Here is a 14,361-nt window from a genome sequence, read left to right on the forward strand (position 1 = left end):
GAAGGGCCGCCGCGTACCGAGGGGTGGTACGCGGCGGCCCACATGCTGAGCCGGGAAGGTCAGCCGACCTTCTCGAACGCCGGCTCGCGGCGCTCGGTGACCTGGGGGTTGCGTGCCTTGAGCACCCACCAGCCGATGGCCAGGGCCGCGGCCCAGCCGGCCATCACGTACAGACAGACGCGGGAGTCGGCGTCGTAGGCGATGAGGCCCGTGACGAAGAGCAGGAAGACGACCGCGATCCAGCTGCACTTCGCTCCGCCCGGGGCCGGGAAGGAGGAGGCGGGCAGGCGTCCGGCGTCGACCGCGCGGCGGTAGAGGATGTGGCTGACCAGGATCATCAGCCAGGTCCAGATGCCGGCGGCGGTGGCCACGGAGGTGACGTAGCCGAAGGCCTTCTCCGGGACGATGTAGTTCAGGATCACGCCGATGCCCATGAAGAGCATGGAGACGGTGATGCCGATCGCCGGGGTCTTGGTCGAGGAGAGCCTGCTGAAGACCTTGGGGGCCTCGCCGTTGTCCGCCAGGGTGCGCAGCATGCGGCCCGTGGAGTACATGCCGGAGTTGCAGGAGGACAGGGCGGCGGTCAGGACCACGAAGTTGACGATGCCGGCGCCGGCCGGGATGCCGATCTTCGCGAAGGCCTCGACGAAGGGGCTGACGCCCGGGGCGAACTCCGTCCACTTCACGACGCAGAGGATGACCGTGAGCGCGCCGACGTAGAAGAGCGCGATGCGCCACGGGAGGGTGTTGATCGCCTTGGGGAGGGTCTTCTCCGGGTCCTCGGACTCGCCCGCCGTGACGCCGACGAGCTCGACGGCGAGGTAGGCGAACATGACGCCCTGGAGGGTCATCAGGGACGAGCCGATGCCCTTGGGGAAGAAGCCGTCGAACTGCCAGAGGTTGGCGACGGAGGCCGTGTCACCGGCCGAGCTGAAGCCGAAGGTGAGGACGCCGAGGCCGATCACGATCATGCCGATCAGGGCGGTGACCTTGACCATCGAGAACCAGAACTCGATCTCTCCGAAGAGCTTCACCGAGATCAGGTTCGCCACGAAGAGGACGATCAGGAAGACCAGTGCCGTCACCCATTGGGGGATGGACGGGAACCAGTAGTGGACGTAGATCGCGGCGGCGGTGAGTTCCGCCATGCCGGTGACCACCCACATCAGCCAGTACGTCCAGCCGGTGAAGTAGCCGAAGAACGGGCCGAGGAACTCGCGGGAGTACTCCGCGAAGGAGCCCGAGACCGGGCGGTACAGGAGCAGCTCGCCGAGCGCCCGCATGATGAAGAAGATGATCACGCCCGCGAGGGCGTACATGAAGATGAGGCTGGGCCCCGCCTTGGCGATGTTCGCCCCGGCGCCCAGGAAGAGGCCGACGCCGATGGCGCCGCCGATCGCGATCATCTGGACCTGGCGACTGCCGAGCCCGCGCTCGTACCCCTCTTCGGGGGCGTCGCCGCCCACGGCCTCACTGCCGGTACGCGGCTCGTCGGTCTTGTCGACCTGCGATGAGGTCATGTGTGGTGCGCCTTTCTCCATGCCGGTCCGAGCCAGTCCCTTGGCTTCGGATCGGGTTCCGATCCCCCCGGATGTGATGGAGCTGTGCCTGGCCGGCGGTCGCCGGCTCGGTGGCGCACCCGACCGGACATGGGTGGTGTCCTGTCGGGCGGTCGTGAAGATTTATCACGGCCGCAGGATGGGCAGCCTGCGGGTGATGTAAGGCATGCCACAGGGAGAAGCGGACAAACAGCACTCACCCGGGCATAGCAGTCCACGACGGTGACGGGATCGTTATCCGGATCTGAGCGTCCTCTGAGCGAACACCGATTGAACCCTGAACCAACCCCTGATCAGGGCTTTTCGCTGCTTACCTGTCCAGCGTCCGATCGGGGCATACGACCGTTCCCCGCTCAGCGCCCGATCGGGGCATCGCGGCGCCCGATCGGGGCATCCCGGCGGACGATCGGGGCATCCCGGCGGACGATCAGGACATCAGCGTCTCGACGAGCGTCTCCTGGAGACCGCCCAGCCACAGGTACGCCATCACCATCGGCTTGCGCGGGTCCTCGTCCGGGAGGCGGTAGAGGAGGTCGGTGTCCTCCTCGTCGACGACGTCCAGCCGGGCCCCGATCGCCAGGCGCAGGTCGTTGAGGGCGCGCAGCCACTGCTCGGACTCCCCGGGGGAGAGCTTGAGGACCGCGCCGCCGTCACCCGCCGTGGTGAGGGCGTCCAGCGAGCGGATCACCGCGAGGGCGTTCTCGCGCTTGCCGGCGCGCAGGTCGTTCTCGGTGAAGCGGCGGAACTCGGAGGAGTACGCCCGCTGCTCCTCAGCCTGTTCCGGCGAGGACGCCTCGACGTCGGGGCCGCTGTAGGCGTCCGGGAAGAGGCGCTGGAGCACCGGGTCGGAGGGCGGCTCACTGGGGCCCTCCGCGAACAGTTCGGCGAGCGGGTCGTCGGGGGCGTTCTCCGCGGGGCCGGGACCGATGAGCTCCAGGAGCTGTACGGCGAGGGAGCGGATGATGGAGATCTCGACCTCGTCGAGCGCGACGGCCGCGCCGCCGCCGGGGAGCGGTTCGAAGTGTCCTGGCATGGAGTGAGTTCGCTACTTCCGGTCCTGCTCGCGGTTTACAGGGAGGGCTCGAGCTGCTGCCGGTCCGACGGCCGCCGGTCCAGCGGCTTCCGGCCCGCTACTTCCGGTCCTGCTGAAGGGTGGCCCACAGACCGTAGCCGTGCATGGCCTGTACGTCGCGCTCCATCTCCTCGCGCGTGCCGCTGGAGACGACCGCCCGGCCCTTGTGATGGACGTCGAGCATGAGCTTGGTGGCCTTGTCCTTCGTGTAGCCGAAGTACGTCTGGAAGACATACGTCACATAGCTCATGAGGTTGACCGGGTCGTTGTGCACGATGGTGAGCCAGGGGACGTCGGGCTCGGGTACGGCGAAGACCTCCTCCGCCGACTCGGTCTTTTCGATCTCTAGGGGTGCGGGAGCGGTCACACGGCCCATGCTGCCACCAGAGAGGGGGGCCCGCACAAATGGACCCCCGGAATACAACGGGATACAACCGGAATACAAGGGCCGCCATAAATCGTCAGAGTGACGAGATGGGGGTACCATCCAGGCTTATGAACACAGCGGACCTTGGGCTGCCGGTGGACGTTCCCTCGACGGCGCTCTTCACGGACCAGTACGAGCTGACGATGTTGCAGGCCGCACTGGCCGCGGGGACCGCCGAGCGACGCTCGGTCTTCGAGGTCTTCACGCGGCGGCTGCCGGAGGGGCGGCGCTACGGCGTCGTCGCGGGCACCGGGCGGGTTCTCGACGCCGTCGAGAACTTCCGCTTCGACGCCGACGTCCTCGGCTTCCTGCGCGAGAACGCCATCGTGGACGAGCCGACCCTGGAGTGGCTCGCCTCGTACCGCTTCCGCGGGGACATCTGGGGCTATCCCGAGGGCGAGGTGTACTTCCCGGGCTCGCCGATCCTGCGGGTCGAGGGGTCCTTCGCGGAGTGCGTGCTCCTGGAGACGGTGATCCTCTCCATCCTCAACCACGACTCGGCCATCGCGGCCGCCGCCTCCCGGATGGCCTCCGCCGCCGGGGGCCGGCCGCTGATCGAGATGGGCGCCCGGCGGACGCACGAGCTGGCCGCGGTGGCGGCGGCGCGGGCCGCGTACGTCGGGGGCTTCGCGACCACCTCCGACCTGGCGGCGGGCTTCCGCTACGGCATCCCGACCGTCGGCACCTCCGCACACGCCTTCACCCTCCTGCACGACCGGGAGCGGGACGCCTTCCAGGCCCAGGTGAACTCGCTGGGCCGGGGGACGACGCTGCTCGTGGACACGTACGACGTCGCGGAGGCGGTACGGATGGCGGTGGAGGTCGCCGGGCCCGAGCTCGGGGCCGTACGGATCGACTCCGGGGACCTGCTGCTGGTCGCGCACCGGGTGCGGCAGCAGCTGGACGAGCTGGGCGCGAGGGACACGCGCATCATCGTGACCTCGGACCTGGACGAGTACGCGATCGCCTCGCTGGCGGCGGCGCCCGTCGACGCGTACGGCGTCGGTACGCAGCTGGTGACGGGTTCCGGCCATCCCACCTGCTCGATGGTCTACAAGCTGGTCGCCCGCGCCGAGTCGGCGGACCCGAAGGCTCCGCTGGAGCCCGTGGCCAAGAGGTCCACCGGCGGCAAGACCTCGATCGGCGGGCGCAAGTGGGCCGCGCGCCGGCTCGACGAGCGGGGGGTCGCCGAGGCCGAGGTAATCGGTACCGGGGCGGTCCCCGTGGCGCTCGCCGACCGACAACTGCTGGTGGAGCTCGTCAAGGGCGGGCAGGTCCTCTCCCGCGAGCCCCTCGATGTCGTACGCGACCGGCACGCGGCCTCCCGCGCCAACCTGCCGTTGTCGGCGACACAGCTCTCGCGCGGGGAACCGGTCATTCCGACGGAATACATCTGACACGGCCCCCTCGGTGTGCGCGGGGTGCGCCGGAGCGCGCGCGGGCGGCGCTCCGGCCGGCTCCGGCCACCCTTGGGCAAACACGAATGAACGGGCGGTCAGCGGGAATGCAACGGCAACACGCACACCGCACCGGCCGCCGCAACGGGCCGTAACCGAATGCCCCCTCCCGTGCCGCACCCGAAATCTCTAGGCTCGGCTCCACAGGCCGGTCCCGCACACCTCCTGCCACATTCACCGACCCCATAGTCGACACCGTCGAAGGACACCGACCATGCGCCGCGCCTTGATCGTCGTAGACGTGCAGAACGACTTCTGCGAGGGGGGCAGCCTCGCGGTGGCCGGAGGCGCCGATGTCGCCGCCGCCATCACGGAGCTGATCGGGCAAGCGCCCGCCGGCTACCGGCATGTCGTCGCCACGCGTGACCTCCACATCGCCCCCGGTGGCCACTTCGCCGACAACCCCGACTTCGTCCACTCCTGGCCCGCGCACTGTGTCGCCGGCACGGAGGGGGTCGGGTTCCACCCGAACTTCGCTCCGGCGGTCGCCTCGGGCGCGGTCGACGCCGTCTTCGACAAGGGCGCGTACGCGGCGGCGTACAGCGGTTTCGAGGGCGCCGACGAGAACGGGGTCGCGCTGGGTGACTGGCTGCGCGCCCGTGAGATCGACGAGGTGGACGTGGTCGGCATCGCCACCGACCACTGCGTCCGCGCGACCGCCCTGGACTCCGTCCGTAACGGCTTCCGCACCCAGGTCCTCCTGGACCTCACGGCCGGAGTCTCCGAGGAAACCACGGACCGCGCCCTCGAAGAACTCCGAGCAGCAGGCGTGGACCTGACAGGAAAGCCGGTCGTCTAGCTTTCCGGCCATGGTGACCGACCCCGCCACCCGGTGAGCGCCGGGTGGCTACGTCCGCGCCGCCGACCCGCCGCCGGTCACACCTGAGGTGCCGGGCGTCTCAGGAGGGATTTGAACGGGCGCCACAGTTCCTGGGTGAGGTCGGGACCCTGGACGCCGCTGTCCGGGGTCGTGCGCCATATGAGGCCGTCGGGGTGGTGCAGGACGGCGGTGATCTCGTCGGGGGTGGGCGGGGCCGCGTTCCCCCGGAGGTAGACCGCGCGCAGGCCGAGGTTGCGCAGGCGCGTCAGGGCGCGGGCACGGTTCTGGGCCAGGACCAGAAAGCGCACGCAGCCGGGGCCCTGGCCCGCCGGGCTGGGCAGGTTCAGGGCCACTACCACGCTGCCGTTCGGCAGCTTGCAAAAACCTCCTGCGGCCATGCAGTCACACCCCCGTGCGCACCGGTGTCAATAAGAAATCCACAGGACGCACCTAAACACGATCGGCGGCAACCCGCCAGGGGGTCGCCGCCGATATGCTTCTGACCTGCGGAAATACCGGTTACTTCACCGCGGGGCCCACTTCGAGCGAGATCGTCGACCCGTCACGGGCCTCCTTGGCGATCTTGATCTTGGTGTTGGTGTCAGTGATCTTGACACCCGCGGTCGGGGCCGTCGTGTCGTAGTAGGTGCTGGTGTGGTCGTTGAAGACCGGCACCCCCGGCTTCGACGGGATCTTCGTCGCCACGTCCGCGTTGTGCAGCGTCAGACCGTCCGTGCGGTACAGGCTGAACGGCGAGTCGTACGACTGGATCCGGCTGCGCATCAGCGTTCCGTCGGACCACTTCAGCGCGGTGGAGTGCGAGTCGACCGGCAGGATCAGCCCGGAGCCCGCGTGCGCGCTGACGTTGTTGTCCTTCTGCGAGGTGTCCCACTTCCAGATCAACAGACCGTTCTGGTACGGGTAGTGCTCCACCCAGGACGGACGCGTCGTCGAGAAGCCGAAGTTGTACGGACCGGTCTTGAGGGTCTTGTCGTACGAGACGTACTGACGGTTCTCCGCGATGTAGTACTGCGGGTAGTCGTCGGTGAAGGACGCGCCGACGCGGGAGAAGCCGGCGGCGGTCCACGCGGCGTCCGCGGTCTCGGCGTTGTCCGTGAAGAGCGCCGAACCGTCCGCGGTCACGGCGATCTCGTCGGCCGCGAAGCCCTTCAGCGCCACGCCACCGTCGCTCTGGTAGCGGAACCGCAGGGCGATCTTCTGGCCCGCGTAGGCGTCGAGCGGGAACGACAGCTTCTTGTACGCGTCCACCGTGCCGGTCAGCGCGGGCTTGCCACTGCCGTCGCGCGGGATCGGCTGCCCGTCCACCGTGCCGTCGATCGGGGTCCAGTTGGCGCCGCCGTCGGTGGAGACCTCGGTGTACAGGTAGTCGTAGTCGGCCTCGATGTCGTACCAGCCGTCGAGCGTGAGGGCGGCCGACGACTTGCCGGTGAGGTCGACGGAACGCGTCAGCGTGTTCTTGAGGTCGTTGCCGCTGCCGCTCCACCACTGGGTCGAGCCCTGCGCCGGGGCGACGATCTCGGTGGTGACCGCCTTGTCCGGCAGCGAGACCACGAGGGCCTGCTTGTTCTTGGTGTTGTACTCGGCGACACCCAGCTTGTGCTTCGACTTCGTCGCGGCCTTGGCCGTGTCGTAGTTCAGCCAGCCGAGCTGCAGCTTGTCCCAGGCGTTCATGTCGCCGGGCAGGTCACCGATGGCGTTTTTGCCGGTGCCGAGCCAGGAACCGGAGGACATCAGGGTCCAGAAGCCGGTGGAGTTCTCGGCCGAGTTGGTGGTGTCGTACTCGTCCGGCAGACCGAGGTCGTGGCCGTACTCGTGCGCGTAGACGCCGAGTCCGCCGTTCTCCGGCTGGATGGTGTAGTCGCCGACCCAGATGCCGGTGTCGCCGATCGCGGCGCCGCCGAGCTTGTTGCCGGCCGGACCCGTGGCGCCCGCGTCGGTGCCGAACGCGTACCAGCGGTGCGCCCAGATCGCGTCCTCGCCCTGCGCGCCGCCGCCCGCGGACTCGTCCTCACCGGCGTGCACGATCTGGAAGTGGTCGATGTAGCCGTCGGGCTCGTTGAAGTTGCCGTCGCCGTCGTAGTCGTAGCGGTCCCACTGGTCGTACTTGGCCAGGTCCGCCTTGATGTCCGCGTCGGACCTGCCGGCCGCCTTCTGGTCGGCGACCCAGGCGGTGACACCGTCCTGGACCGCGTACCAGGCGCCCGTGGACGCCTTGTTGGAGCCGTAACGGGCCTCGTTGTAGGGGACCTTGACCCAGTCGGTGACCTCGCCGTCGACCGAGTAGCGGCCCGAGGACTGCTTCTCGTAGTACTTCTTCAGCGACTCGGTGTTCTTGCCGGTGCCGAAGTAGAGGTCCTGGAAGTGCGCCTGGTTGTAGTCCGCCTGCCAGGCCGTGCTGTTGTCCTGGGTGCGGTCGGGCGCGGCTATCTGGTTGTGCAGCGGGCCCGCGGTGCCGCCGTAGCGGCTGTCGACCTGGTCGCCGAACTCGACCAGGATCGTGAAGATCTTGTCGGTCTTCTCGCGGCCGAGCTCGACGTACTTGTTCTTGCCCTTGAGCTTGACGACCTGCGAACCGTTCCGGTCCTGGACCTTCGCGTCCCCGGATATGACCTGGTTCAGGGCCTCTTCGCGCTGTGCTTCCTGGGTCTTGCTGAGCGGGCCGTCGAGGTCGTGTTCGGCCTCGTTGCCGGCCGGCTGGGGCTCGTGGCGGTTCGCGCTCGCCGAGGCCGCGGCCGATGCGGCATCGTCTGCCTGCGCAACGGCGAACGTCGAGAACGTGGCGGTGGCCGCCGCGAGGGCGACACCCACCGCGGCCGCTCTGAACGTCCATGGTCTGCTGGTCACTTGAAGTCCTCCCCTGCGTCCGTTCGCGCGGATGGGGGGATCCCTGGGTGATGGAGGTCCGCGCGCGTATACGCGTGTCAAGTGACGACATTTGACCGGAGTTACCAAAGAAAAGACAGATCTTGACTTGAACCTGGCAACTGCACTATGCGGAGCTGTAGTTCGGTATCCGAACCGTGATCGACCCTCTCAACGGGCGCGTCCGTCCGTCCACTTGGTGGACGCGATGACTCCGTGCGCCCCCTGTGCTCCGGCACCGTGGGTAAGGTCACGCTTACCGGACGTTCCACTCGGGCATGCAGGCGAATAGAGTCGATTGGCGGAACGTTGGAATGTCAACGGATTGACCAGTCGACACCGTTGTCGTCCCACGATTCGCAGCCCCACCCGGACCGGCGGCTCCACTCCCGTTGTCGATCGTCCCGGTCGCCGTCCGGTCCCGTTGTTGTCCGCATCCTCCCCCATCGCGAGAGGCACGGGGGGAGTACCCCCACCCCGAGGAATCGCCATGCCTCGTCCGACCGCCGCACAGCTCGCCTACGGTTCCTGCACCGTGATCTTCTCCACCCTCGCCATGCTGCTGCTGTCTCAGACGAGTTCGGGCCTGGGGATCGCGGTGATCACCCTCTCGGCACTCGCTCTCGGACTGCTCGTCGCCGTAACGGTTCCGCTGCCGAAGCGCGTCCGTCCCGGCTCCGTGGCCGCCGTACCCGCTCCCGCACCGGCCCCCGTTCAGGAGCGGGTGCCCGTACAGCGCGAGACCGCGTCCGTCGCCGCGTCCGTGTCGTCCATGTCGTCGGCGTCCGTCTCCGCCGTACGCGAACCGGCGGGCCCGTGATTCCACGAACCCGCCGCTCTCCCGATCAGCCGTCTCCTCATGGAGTGCGGCTGATCGCGTATGTCAGCCCGTGCTGACCACCACCGTCTTGGCCGCCTTGTCGTGCAGGCCCTGCTTGTAGGGCTTGTCGAAATAGCTCCAACCACCCGCGATCGCGGTCCAGATGCACGCGCAGCAGAACGCGAACGGGATCCACAGCACCAGCGAGCGGACCAGCGTGGTCTGCACGGAGGGCGTGGAGCCGTTGTCGAGGTTGGCCACCCTCAGGTTGAACAGCTTCTTGCCGAGGGTCTGCCCCGACCTGCTGATCATGATGGTGTCGTAGCCGGTGTAGAGCACCGCGGCGATCACGGACTGCCCGAAGCCCCTGCTGTACTCGATCTTGTCGGCGTTCATGTTGTACTGCATGACCCCGAAGGCCCAGGACAGCAGCCACACCACGATGCCCACCAGGATCATGTCGATGATCCTCGCCACCGTGCGTTTGCCGCTGTCGGCGAGCGGGGGCATGCCGGCCAGCGGGTCGCCGCCGTAGGGGCCGCCGGGGCCGTACGGGTCACCGCCGCCGCCGTGCGGGGGCGGCTGGCCGCCGTACGGGGAGTCGTACGGGGAGCCCTGGGGCGGTGTGGGCGGCGAAGGGCCGTCGTACGGGGAGCCGCCGCCCTCGGCGGGCGGGGGCTGCTTCTTGAACGGATCCTCGTCCGGTGGCTGACCCGAACCCGGGGGCGGCGGTTCGCTGCTCATGGCCCGAGTCGACCGCGAACCCCGCCACCGCGCATCCGGCGAGCGGCCGTCCGGGGGACCGGGCTCCCGGCGACCGCGCCGTCGCGCGGGGAGTCAGGCCACCACGACGGCGCACGGGCGGCTACGCGGCCACGAAGGTGTGGGCCGCCTTGTCGTGCCAGCACTGGCGCCAAGGCCTGTCGAACAGGCACCACAGGACGCCGACGACACCGATGACGAGGACGCCGGGGACCGCGTACACGAGCCAGCGGCGCAGGGCCCGTCCGAAGGACGGGGGTTCGTGACCCTCGATGTCCCGGACCTCGATGCCGCACACCTTCTTGCCCAGGGTGCGGCCCCACTTGGCGGTGGGCAGCGCGTCGTAGAGGACGCCGAAGACGAGCAGGACGGCCAGCACGATCCCGAGGTAGCCCGCGGTCGTGCCGTCGAGCAGCCACACCGTGACGGTCTGGCCGGACCGCTTGGCCGCGTCGACCTTCTCGTTGATGTGGTCGATCGCCTTGGTGCCCAGCGGTACGGCGGCCACCGCGGTGACGGTCGCCAGGACCGCGGTGTCCACGATCCGGGCCAGCAGCCGCCTGCTGAGGCTCGCCGGGCGCGCCTCGGACTGTCTGCGGGCGGCGGCCTGGAACACGTCGTCCACCGGCGGCTTCCACGGCACGACGGGCTGTCCGTCGGCCCCCGGGTCACCCGCGAGCCGGTGCACCTGCTGGGCCCAGGACGGCTGTCCCCCACCGGGGCCACTGGTGAGGGGCGTGGCGGCCGGGCCGGAGGCCTGCTGGGGCACGGAGGGGGCGGAGGGAGCAGAGGGTGCGGAGGGTGCGGGGGTGGCCGGCTGCCGCGCGGCGGCGGACTGGGCCGCCGCCTCCGCCGCGGCCTGGGCGGCCTGCCCGGCGCCGAAGCCTCCCCCGGCCCCGGCCGGGCCGCCCGCCGCGGGCGTGTCCGCCCCCGGTGCGCCGGTGGCCGGAGCCATGCCCCCGGCCTGCGCCCCGCGCTGCGGCCCCGTGCGCGGGGCGGACGGGCGGAAGATCATGGTGCCCTCGGAAGGGGCGGGTTCCGCGGCGCCGTCGGGGAGACCGGTGCCGGCGAACTGCGCGCCACTCGCCGGGGCCGCGGACGCGCCCTCGGCACCGGTGGCCCGCGCCGGTCCCGTCGGGCGACGGAACACCACGGTGCCGCCGGACGCGGGAGGCTGCGCCGCGCCGCCCGAATCCGCGGGCGGGATCGTCGCCGTGCCGTCGGCGCGGGCGGACTCACCGTCCGGCTGGACGACGGCGTCACCCGGTTCGACCGCGCGCGCCAGCCGCGGATCGGCCGTCGGGGGCGAGCCCCAGGACACCCGGCGGTCCTGCTCGCCGCCGAAGCCGGACTGCTGGGAGCGGTCGGCTCCCCACGCGGCCGCGGGCTCGGGCCTGTTGCCGTGCTGTGCCTCGGCCGGGCTCACCCGGCGCGGCTCGGCGGCGGGTCGCGGGTCCTCGTCGAAGAAGTGCGGGCCGGTCTCCTCGGCGGGGGCCGGAGCGGGCGCGGGAACGGAGGCCGCCGGCCGGGAACCGGACGGCGGCGCGAGCGGTACGCCGTCGGAGGGCGCGGGACGGCTCGTACCCGGTACCCAGGAGGCACCGTTCCAGTACCGGACATATCCAGGAATGGAGGGGTCCGGGTAATACCCTTCACGGGGCCGGTCGTCACCGGGGGCCGGGGTTGGGGCGCTCATGTCCGTCGTCCCGTATCTGCTCGGGGGTTTTTGGGGGCTCCACATCTATCAGACGGGCGCGCCTGTCAGCGGCGCTCCCGCCGTACCCACCTCTTTCGGGCAAGGTTCCGCCACAAGCGGTCGCCGCCCGGAACACGGTCTCGGAACGCCCGCCAAAAAACTTCTTCGAACCCGCGTAATGGTTCCGCGTGATCGCGCTCTCCACTCGTACGGGCCCGCCCTGAGGGCCCCGTACCCGAAAGGAAGCGCATCGACATGCGAACCGTGGTGGAACGCGAACTCGAACTCAACCTCGTCCTGTCACCCGAACGCAGCATCCCCGTACCGGCCCGGCTCACCTACCGCTCCGACGACCCGTACGCCGTCCACATCACCTTCCACATCGGCTCCGACCATCCCGTCGGCTGGACCTTCGCCCGTGAACTGCTCGTCGAGGGGGTGTTCAGGCCGTGCGGGCACGGCGACGTACGGGTGTGGCCGACGAAGGTCGCGGGCCGCAGCGTCGTCCTGATGGCGCTCAGCTCCCCGGACGGGGACGCCCTCCTCGAGGCGCCCACCGCGCAGGTGTCCGCCTGGCTCGAGCGCACCCTGCGGGCGGTTCCGCCGGGCTTCGAGGCCGATCAGCTCGGCATCGACGAGGGCCTCGCCGAGTTGCTGGCCCCGACCCCGGGCTGTCACGACGAACTGTGGCTGCGCGACCCGTGGCCGTCGGACGAGTCGAAGGAGGGCGAGTGAACCCGTTCACGTCCCTGTTTCCGATACCGGCCGCGGTAGTGGCCCCGCGGGAAGCGGTCCTACGGGCGGGCCGCGGCCAGCAGGCTCTCCGCGACCGATGTGCGCGCGTACAGCACCGAGCGACCGGCCCGGTGCGCGCTGACCAGGCCCGCGTCGCGCAGTGCGGTCAGGTTCTGGGACACCCCGGACGGCGAGAGCCCCGTGCGGTGGGCCAGCTCGGTGGTGGAGGCCGGGGTCTCCAGTTCGGTCAGCAGCAGGGTCCGCGAGCGGCCGAGTACGGCGGCGAGGGCATCGGTCCCGGCGAGCGGCCGGGGTTCCCACAGGGTGCCGACACCCCGTGCCGGATAGGCCAGTTGGGGCGGCTCCGGGGGTGTCACCCGGGTCAGCGGGCCCGGATGGGTGAAGGCAGAGGGAATCAGCAGCAGCCCGGCACCCGCCGCCTCGCGGGACAGCGGGCGCCCTCTGCGCGACAGCCGCAGCGCACTGTCGTCCCAGCTCACCAACGGGTGCAGCTCGTTGAACAGGTGCCCGGTGCCCTGCTCGGCGACCTGCCGGGCCCGGTGGAACACATCGGCGTCCAGGACCGTGCGGATGCGCGCCCAGTAGGGCGCGAGGGCCAGCTCCCAGTAGGTCTCGACCTCCTCCGCGAGCCGGGGCAGGCGGGCGGCCGGATCGGCGTACAGCGTCCGCGACCTGGGGCCGAGCCCTCCCTGGTCGTGGGCCAGGCGGTCGAGGTCCTGGCGTACCCGGGCGGGGGGAGCGGCCGTGACCCCGGCCAGTTCCGTGGCGAGCGCGGGGGCGGGTCCGTCGGGGGCCGGGTTGAGGAAGTCGGGCACATAGCCCGCGGGCGGGACCAGCTCGGCGAGCAGGCCACGGTCGAGGCAGGCGGCCAGCACCCGGGGGCGTACCTGTTCGGCCCAGGGCCGGTGCACGGGGTGCGCGCCGCCGGAGCGCAGCAGCCGGAAGCTGGTACCGACCTCCCACATCGGCGAGACGGCGAACCGCATCTGCGCCAGGTCCCCCGCCGAGAACGCCAGTTCGGCCGACACGGCCACCCCCTCGGTCGCCGTGTGGATTCACGGATACCTGAATCAATGGCGGCCAGACTACGGCGGGGTGAGCATCCCGGTCATGACCACGACGCCAGTCAAGACGACCTCGGCCACTTCGGCCCCCGAGACCATCCGCGCCTCCTCTGCCGGGAGTTGGACGCTCGGAGACCGGGAAGTCCACCGGATCGGCTTCGGTGCGATGCGGCTGCCCCAGACCGGCCGGGCGCTCGCCACCGACGCCGTACCGCGCGACCGCGACCGGGCGATCGGCGTGCTGCGCCGCGCGGTCGAGCTCGGGGTGAACCACATCGACACCGCCGCGTTCTACTTCTCGCCGCTGCGCTCCGCCAACGAACTGATCAACCAGGCGCTGACCCCCTACCCGGACGACCTCGTGATCACCACCAAGGTCGGTCCGGGCCGGGACCCGTCCGGCGCCTGGCTGCCGCACGCCACTCCAGAACAACTGCGCGGCCAGGTCGAGGAGAACCTGCGCCAGCTCGGCCGCGACCACCTCGACGTGGTGAACCTGCGGGTCGTGGGAGCCGACTCGGTCGCCGAGCGCTTCGGCGCGCTGGCCGAGCTGCGCGCGGCGGGGCTCGTCCGCCACCTCGGTCTGTCCAACGTCCGCCCCGAACACCTCGCCGAGGCGCGGGCCATCGCGCCCGTGGTCTGCGTGCAGAACCCGTACGGCATCGGCGTACGGCCGGACCAGGACGAGTTCGTGCGGACCTGCGGCAAGCAGGGGATCGCGTTCGTCCCGTTCTACGCGATCGCCGGGGCCGGACGCACGGCGGGTGCGCGGAGTGCCGACGCCGCCGAGGTGCGGGCCGTCGCACGGGCCCACGGGGTGAGCGCGGCGCAGGTCCGGCTGGCCTGGACGTTGCACCGCGGACCGCACGTACTGGCCATCCCCGGCACCGGCGACCCGGACCACCTGGCCGCCAACGTGGCCGCCGGCGCCCTGCGGCTGAGCGAGGACGAACTGGCCGTCCTGGACCGTCTCCACCGGGGCGGGGACGGGGGTGGCGGGGCCTAAGCGGGTCGGGTGAAGTCCGCTGCGGTTCGGCAGCGCCCT

13 protein-coding genes are annotated in these 14,361 nt (G+C 70.5%); 5 read left to right on the plus strand and 8 right to left on the minus strand.

The features are described 5' to 3' along the window. Positions 1 to 59 precede the first annotated feature (59 nt). The 3 genes from ACZ7M2_RS06835 to clpS form a co-directional block, all read right to left on the minus strand. Positions 60 to 1,520 carry an amino acid permease gene (locus ACZ7M2_RS06835; RefSeq protein ID WP_351434328.1) on the minus strand — a complete coding sequence of 487 codons (1,461 nt, stop codon included), beginning with the start codon at positions 1,518 to 1,520 and terminating at the stop codon, positions 60 to 62. A 466-nt stretch (positions 1,521 to 1,986) separates the two neighbouring features. Beyond that, positions 1,987 to 2,592 (minus strand): DUF2017 domain-containing protein, encoded by a 606-nt coding sequence (locus tag ACZ7M2_RS06840; protein ID WP_067379761.1) that lies wholly within the window; start codon positions 2,590 to 2,592, stop codon positions 1,987 to 1,989. 97 nt (positions 2,593 to 2,689) lie between these two features. Next, on the minus strand, positions 2,690 to 3,007 hold the full coding sequence (gene clpS, locus ACZ7M2_RS06845; protein ID WP_352049040.1) for an ATP-dependent Clp protease adapter ClpS: 318 nt from the start codon (positions 3,005 to 3,007) through the stop codon (positions 2,690 to 2,692). A 119-nt stretch (positions 3,008 to 3,126) separates the two neighbouring features. On the opposite strand from clpS, the gene ACZ7M2_RS06850 reads away from it, so the two are divergent. Further along, the gene (locus ACZ7M2_RS06850; RefSeq protein ID WP_471594414.1) at positions 3,127 to 4,455 is read left to right on the plus strand and encodes a nicotinate phosphoribosyltransferase; all 1,329 of its coding nucleotides are present in this window, start codon (positions 3,127 to 3,129) and stop codon (positions 4,453 to 4,455) included. A gap of 274 nt (positions 4,456 to 4,729) precedes the next feature. Continuing rightward, the gene (locus tag ACZ7M2_RS06855; protein ID WP_095854393.1) at positions 4,730 to 5,314 is read left to right on the plus strand and encodes an isochorismatase family protein; all 585 of its coding nucleotides are present in this window, start codon (positions 4,730 to 4,732) and stop codon (positions 5,312 to 5,314) included. 77 nt (positions 5,315 to 5,391) lie between these two features. Here the strand turns inward: ACZ7M2_RS06855 and ACZ7M2_RS06860 are convergent, their stop codons facing one another. After that, positions 5,392 to 5,733 (minus strand): hypothetical protein, encoded by a 342-nt coding sequence (locus ACZ7M2_RS06860; RefSeq protein ID WP_471594415.1) that lies wholly within the window; start codon positions 5,731 to 5,733, stop codon positions 5,392 to 5,394. Positions 5,734 to 5,854: 121 nt separating this feature from the next. Continuing rightward, complete coding sequence (locus tag ACZ7M2_RS06865; RefSeq protein ID WP_471594416.1) at positions 5,855 to 8,200, minus strand: immune inhibitor A domain-containing protein; 2,346 nt, start codon at positions 8,198 to 8,200, stop codon at positions 5,855 to 5,857. 508 nt (positions 8,201 to 8,708) lie between these two features. On the opposite strand from ACZ7M2_RS06865, the gene ACZ7M2_RS06870 reads away from it, so the two are divergent. Then, on the plus strand, positions 8,709 to 9,038 hold the full coding sequence (locus ACZ7M2_RS06870; protein WP_471594417.1) for a hypothetical protein: 330 nt from the start codon (positions 8,709 to 8,711) through the stop codon (positions 9,036 to 9,038). A gap of 63 nt (positions 9,039 to 9,101) precedes the next feature. Here ACZ7M2_RS06870 and ACZ7M2_RS06875 read toward each other — a convergent pair whose 3' ends face one another. Together ACZ7M2_RS06875 and ACZ7M2_RS06880 are read right to left on the minus strand one after the other, a co-directional pair. After that, complete coding sequence (locus ACZ7M2_RS06875) at positions 9,102 to 9,782, minus strand: RDD family protein (protein ID WP_352049035.1); 681 nt, start codon at positions 9,780 to 9,782, stop codon at positions 9,102 to 9,104. Positions 9,783 to 9,903: 121 nt separating this feature from the next. Further along, positions 9,904 to 11,496 carry an RDD family protein gene (locus ACZ7M2_RS06880; RefSeq protein WP_471594418.1) on the minus strand — a complete coding sequence of 531 codons (1,593 nt, stop codon included), beginning with the start codon at positions 11,494 to 11,496 and terminating at the stop codon, positions 9,904 to 9,906. A 255-nt stretch (positions 11,497 to 11,751) separates the two neighbouring features. Here ACZ7M2_RS06880 and ACZ7M2_RS06885 point away from each other — a divergent pair, with 255 nt between their 5' ends. Continuing rightward, positions 11,752 to 12,231: an SsgA family sporulation/cell division regulator gene (locus ACZ7M2_RS06885; RefSeq protein WP_471594419.1), complete on the plus strand. Its 480-nt coding sequence runs from the start codon at positions 11,752 to 11,754 to the stop codon at positions 12,229 to 12,231. A gap of 59 nt (positions 12,232 to 12,290) precedes the next feature. On the opposite strand, the gene ACZ7M2_RS06890 is transcribed toward ACZ7M2_RS06885, so the two are convergent. Further along, positions 12,291 to 13,280, minus strand: a complete 990-nt coding sequence (locus ACZ7M2_RS06890) for an ArsR family transcriptional regulator (protein WP_471594420.1) — start codon at positions 13,278 to 13,280, stop codon at positions 12,291 to 12,293. 82 nt (positions 13,281 to 13,362) lie between these two features. On the opposite strand from ACZ7M2_RS06890, the gene ACZ7M2_RS06895 reads away from it, so the two are divergent. Further along, complete coding sequence (locus ACZ7M2_RS06895) at positions 13,363 to 14,322, plus strand: oxidoreductase (protein WP_471594421.1); 960 nt, start codon at positions 13,363 to 13,365, stop codon at positions 14,320 to 14,322. The last annotated feature ends 39 nt before the right edge of the window (positions 14,323 to 14,361 follow it).

The organism is Streptomyces sp. NPDC111507 (genome assembly GCF_055638955.1).

Excerpts from the sequence above, each read along its gene's own strand:
- clpS (WP_352049040.1), bottom strand. The coding sequence starts at position 3,007 with ATGGGCCGTGTGACCGCTCCCGCACCCCTAGAGATCGAAAAGACCGAG.
- ACZ7M2_RS06850 (WP_471594414.1), top strand. The coding sequence starts at position 3,127 with ATGAACACAGCGGACCTTGGGCTGCCGGTGGACGTTCCCTCGACGGCG.
- ACZ7M2_RS06870 (WP_471594417.1), top strand. The coding sequence starts at position 8,709 with ATGCCTCGTCCGACCGCCGCACAGCTCGCCTACGGTTCCTGCACCGTG.
- ACZ7M2_RS06880 (WP_471594418.1), bottom strand. The coding sequence starts at position 11,496 with ATGAGCGCCCCAACCCCGGCCCCCGGTGACGACCGGCCCCGTGAAGGG.
- ACZ7M2_RS06840 (WP_067379761.1), bottom strand. The coding sequence starts at position 2,592 with ATGCCAGGACACTTCGAACCGCTCCCCGGCGGCGGCGCGGCCGTCGCG.
- ACZ7M2_RS06855 (WP_095854393.1), top strand. The coding sequence starts at position 4,730 with ATGCGCCGCGCCTTGATCGTCGTAGACGTGCAGAACGACTTCTGCGAG.
- ACZ7M2_RS06835 (WP_351434328.1), bottom strand. The coding sequence starts at position 1,520 with ATGACCTCATCGCAGGTCGACAAGACCGACGAGCCGCGTACCGGCAGT.
- ACZ7M2_RS06860 (WP_471594415.1), bottom strand. The coding sequence starts at position 5,733 with ATGGCCGCAGGAGGTTTTTGCAAGCTGCCGAACGGCAGCGTGGTAGTG.
- ACZ7M2_RS06885 (WP_471594419.1), top strand. The coding sequence starts at position 11,752 with ATGCGAACCGTGGTGGAACGCGAACTCGAACTCAACCTCGTCCTGTCA.
- ACZ7M2_RS06895 (WP_471594421.1), top strand. The coding sequence starts at position 13,363 with ATGACCACGACGCCAGTCAAGACGACCTCGGCCACTTCGGCCCCCGAG.
- ACZ7M2_RS06875 (WP_352049035.1), bottom strand. The coding sequence starts at position 9,782 with ATGAGCAGCGAACCGCCGCCCCCGGGTTCGGGTCAGCCACCGGACGAG.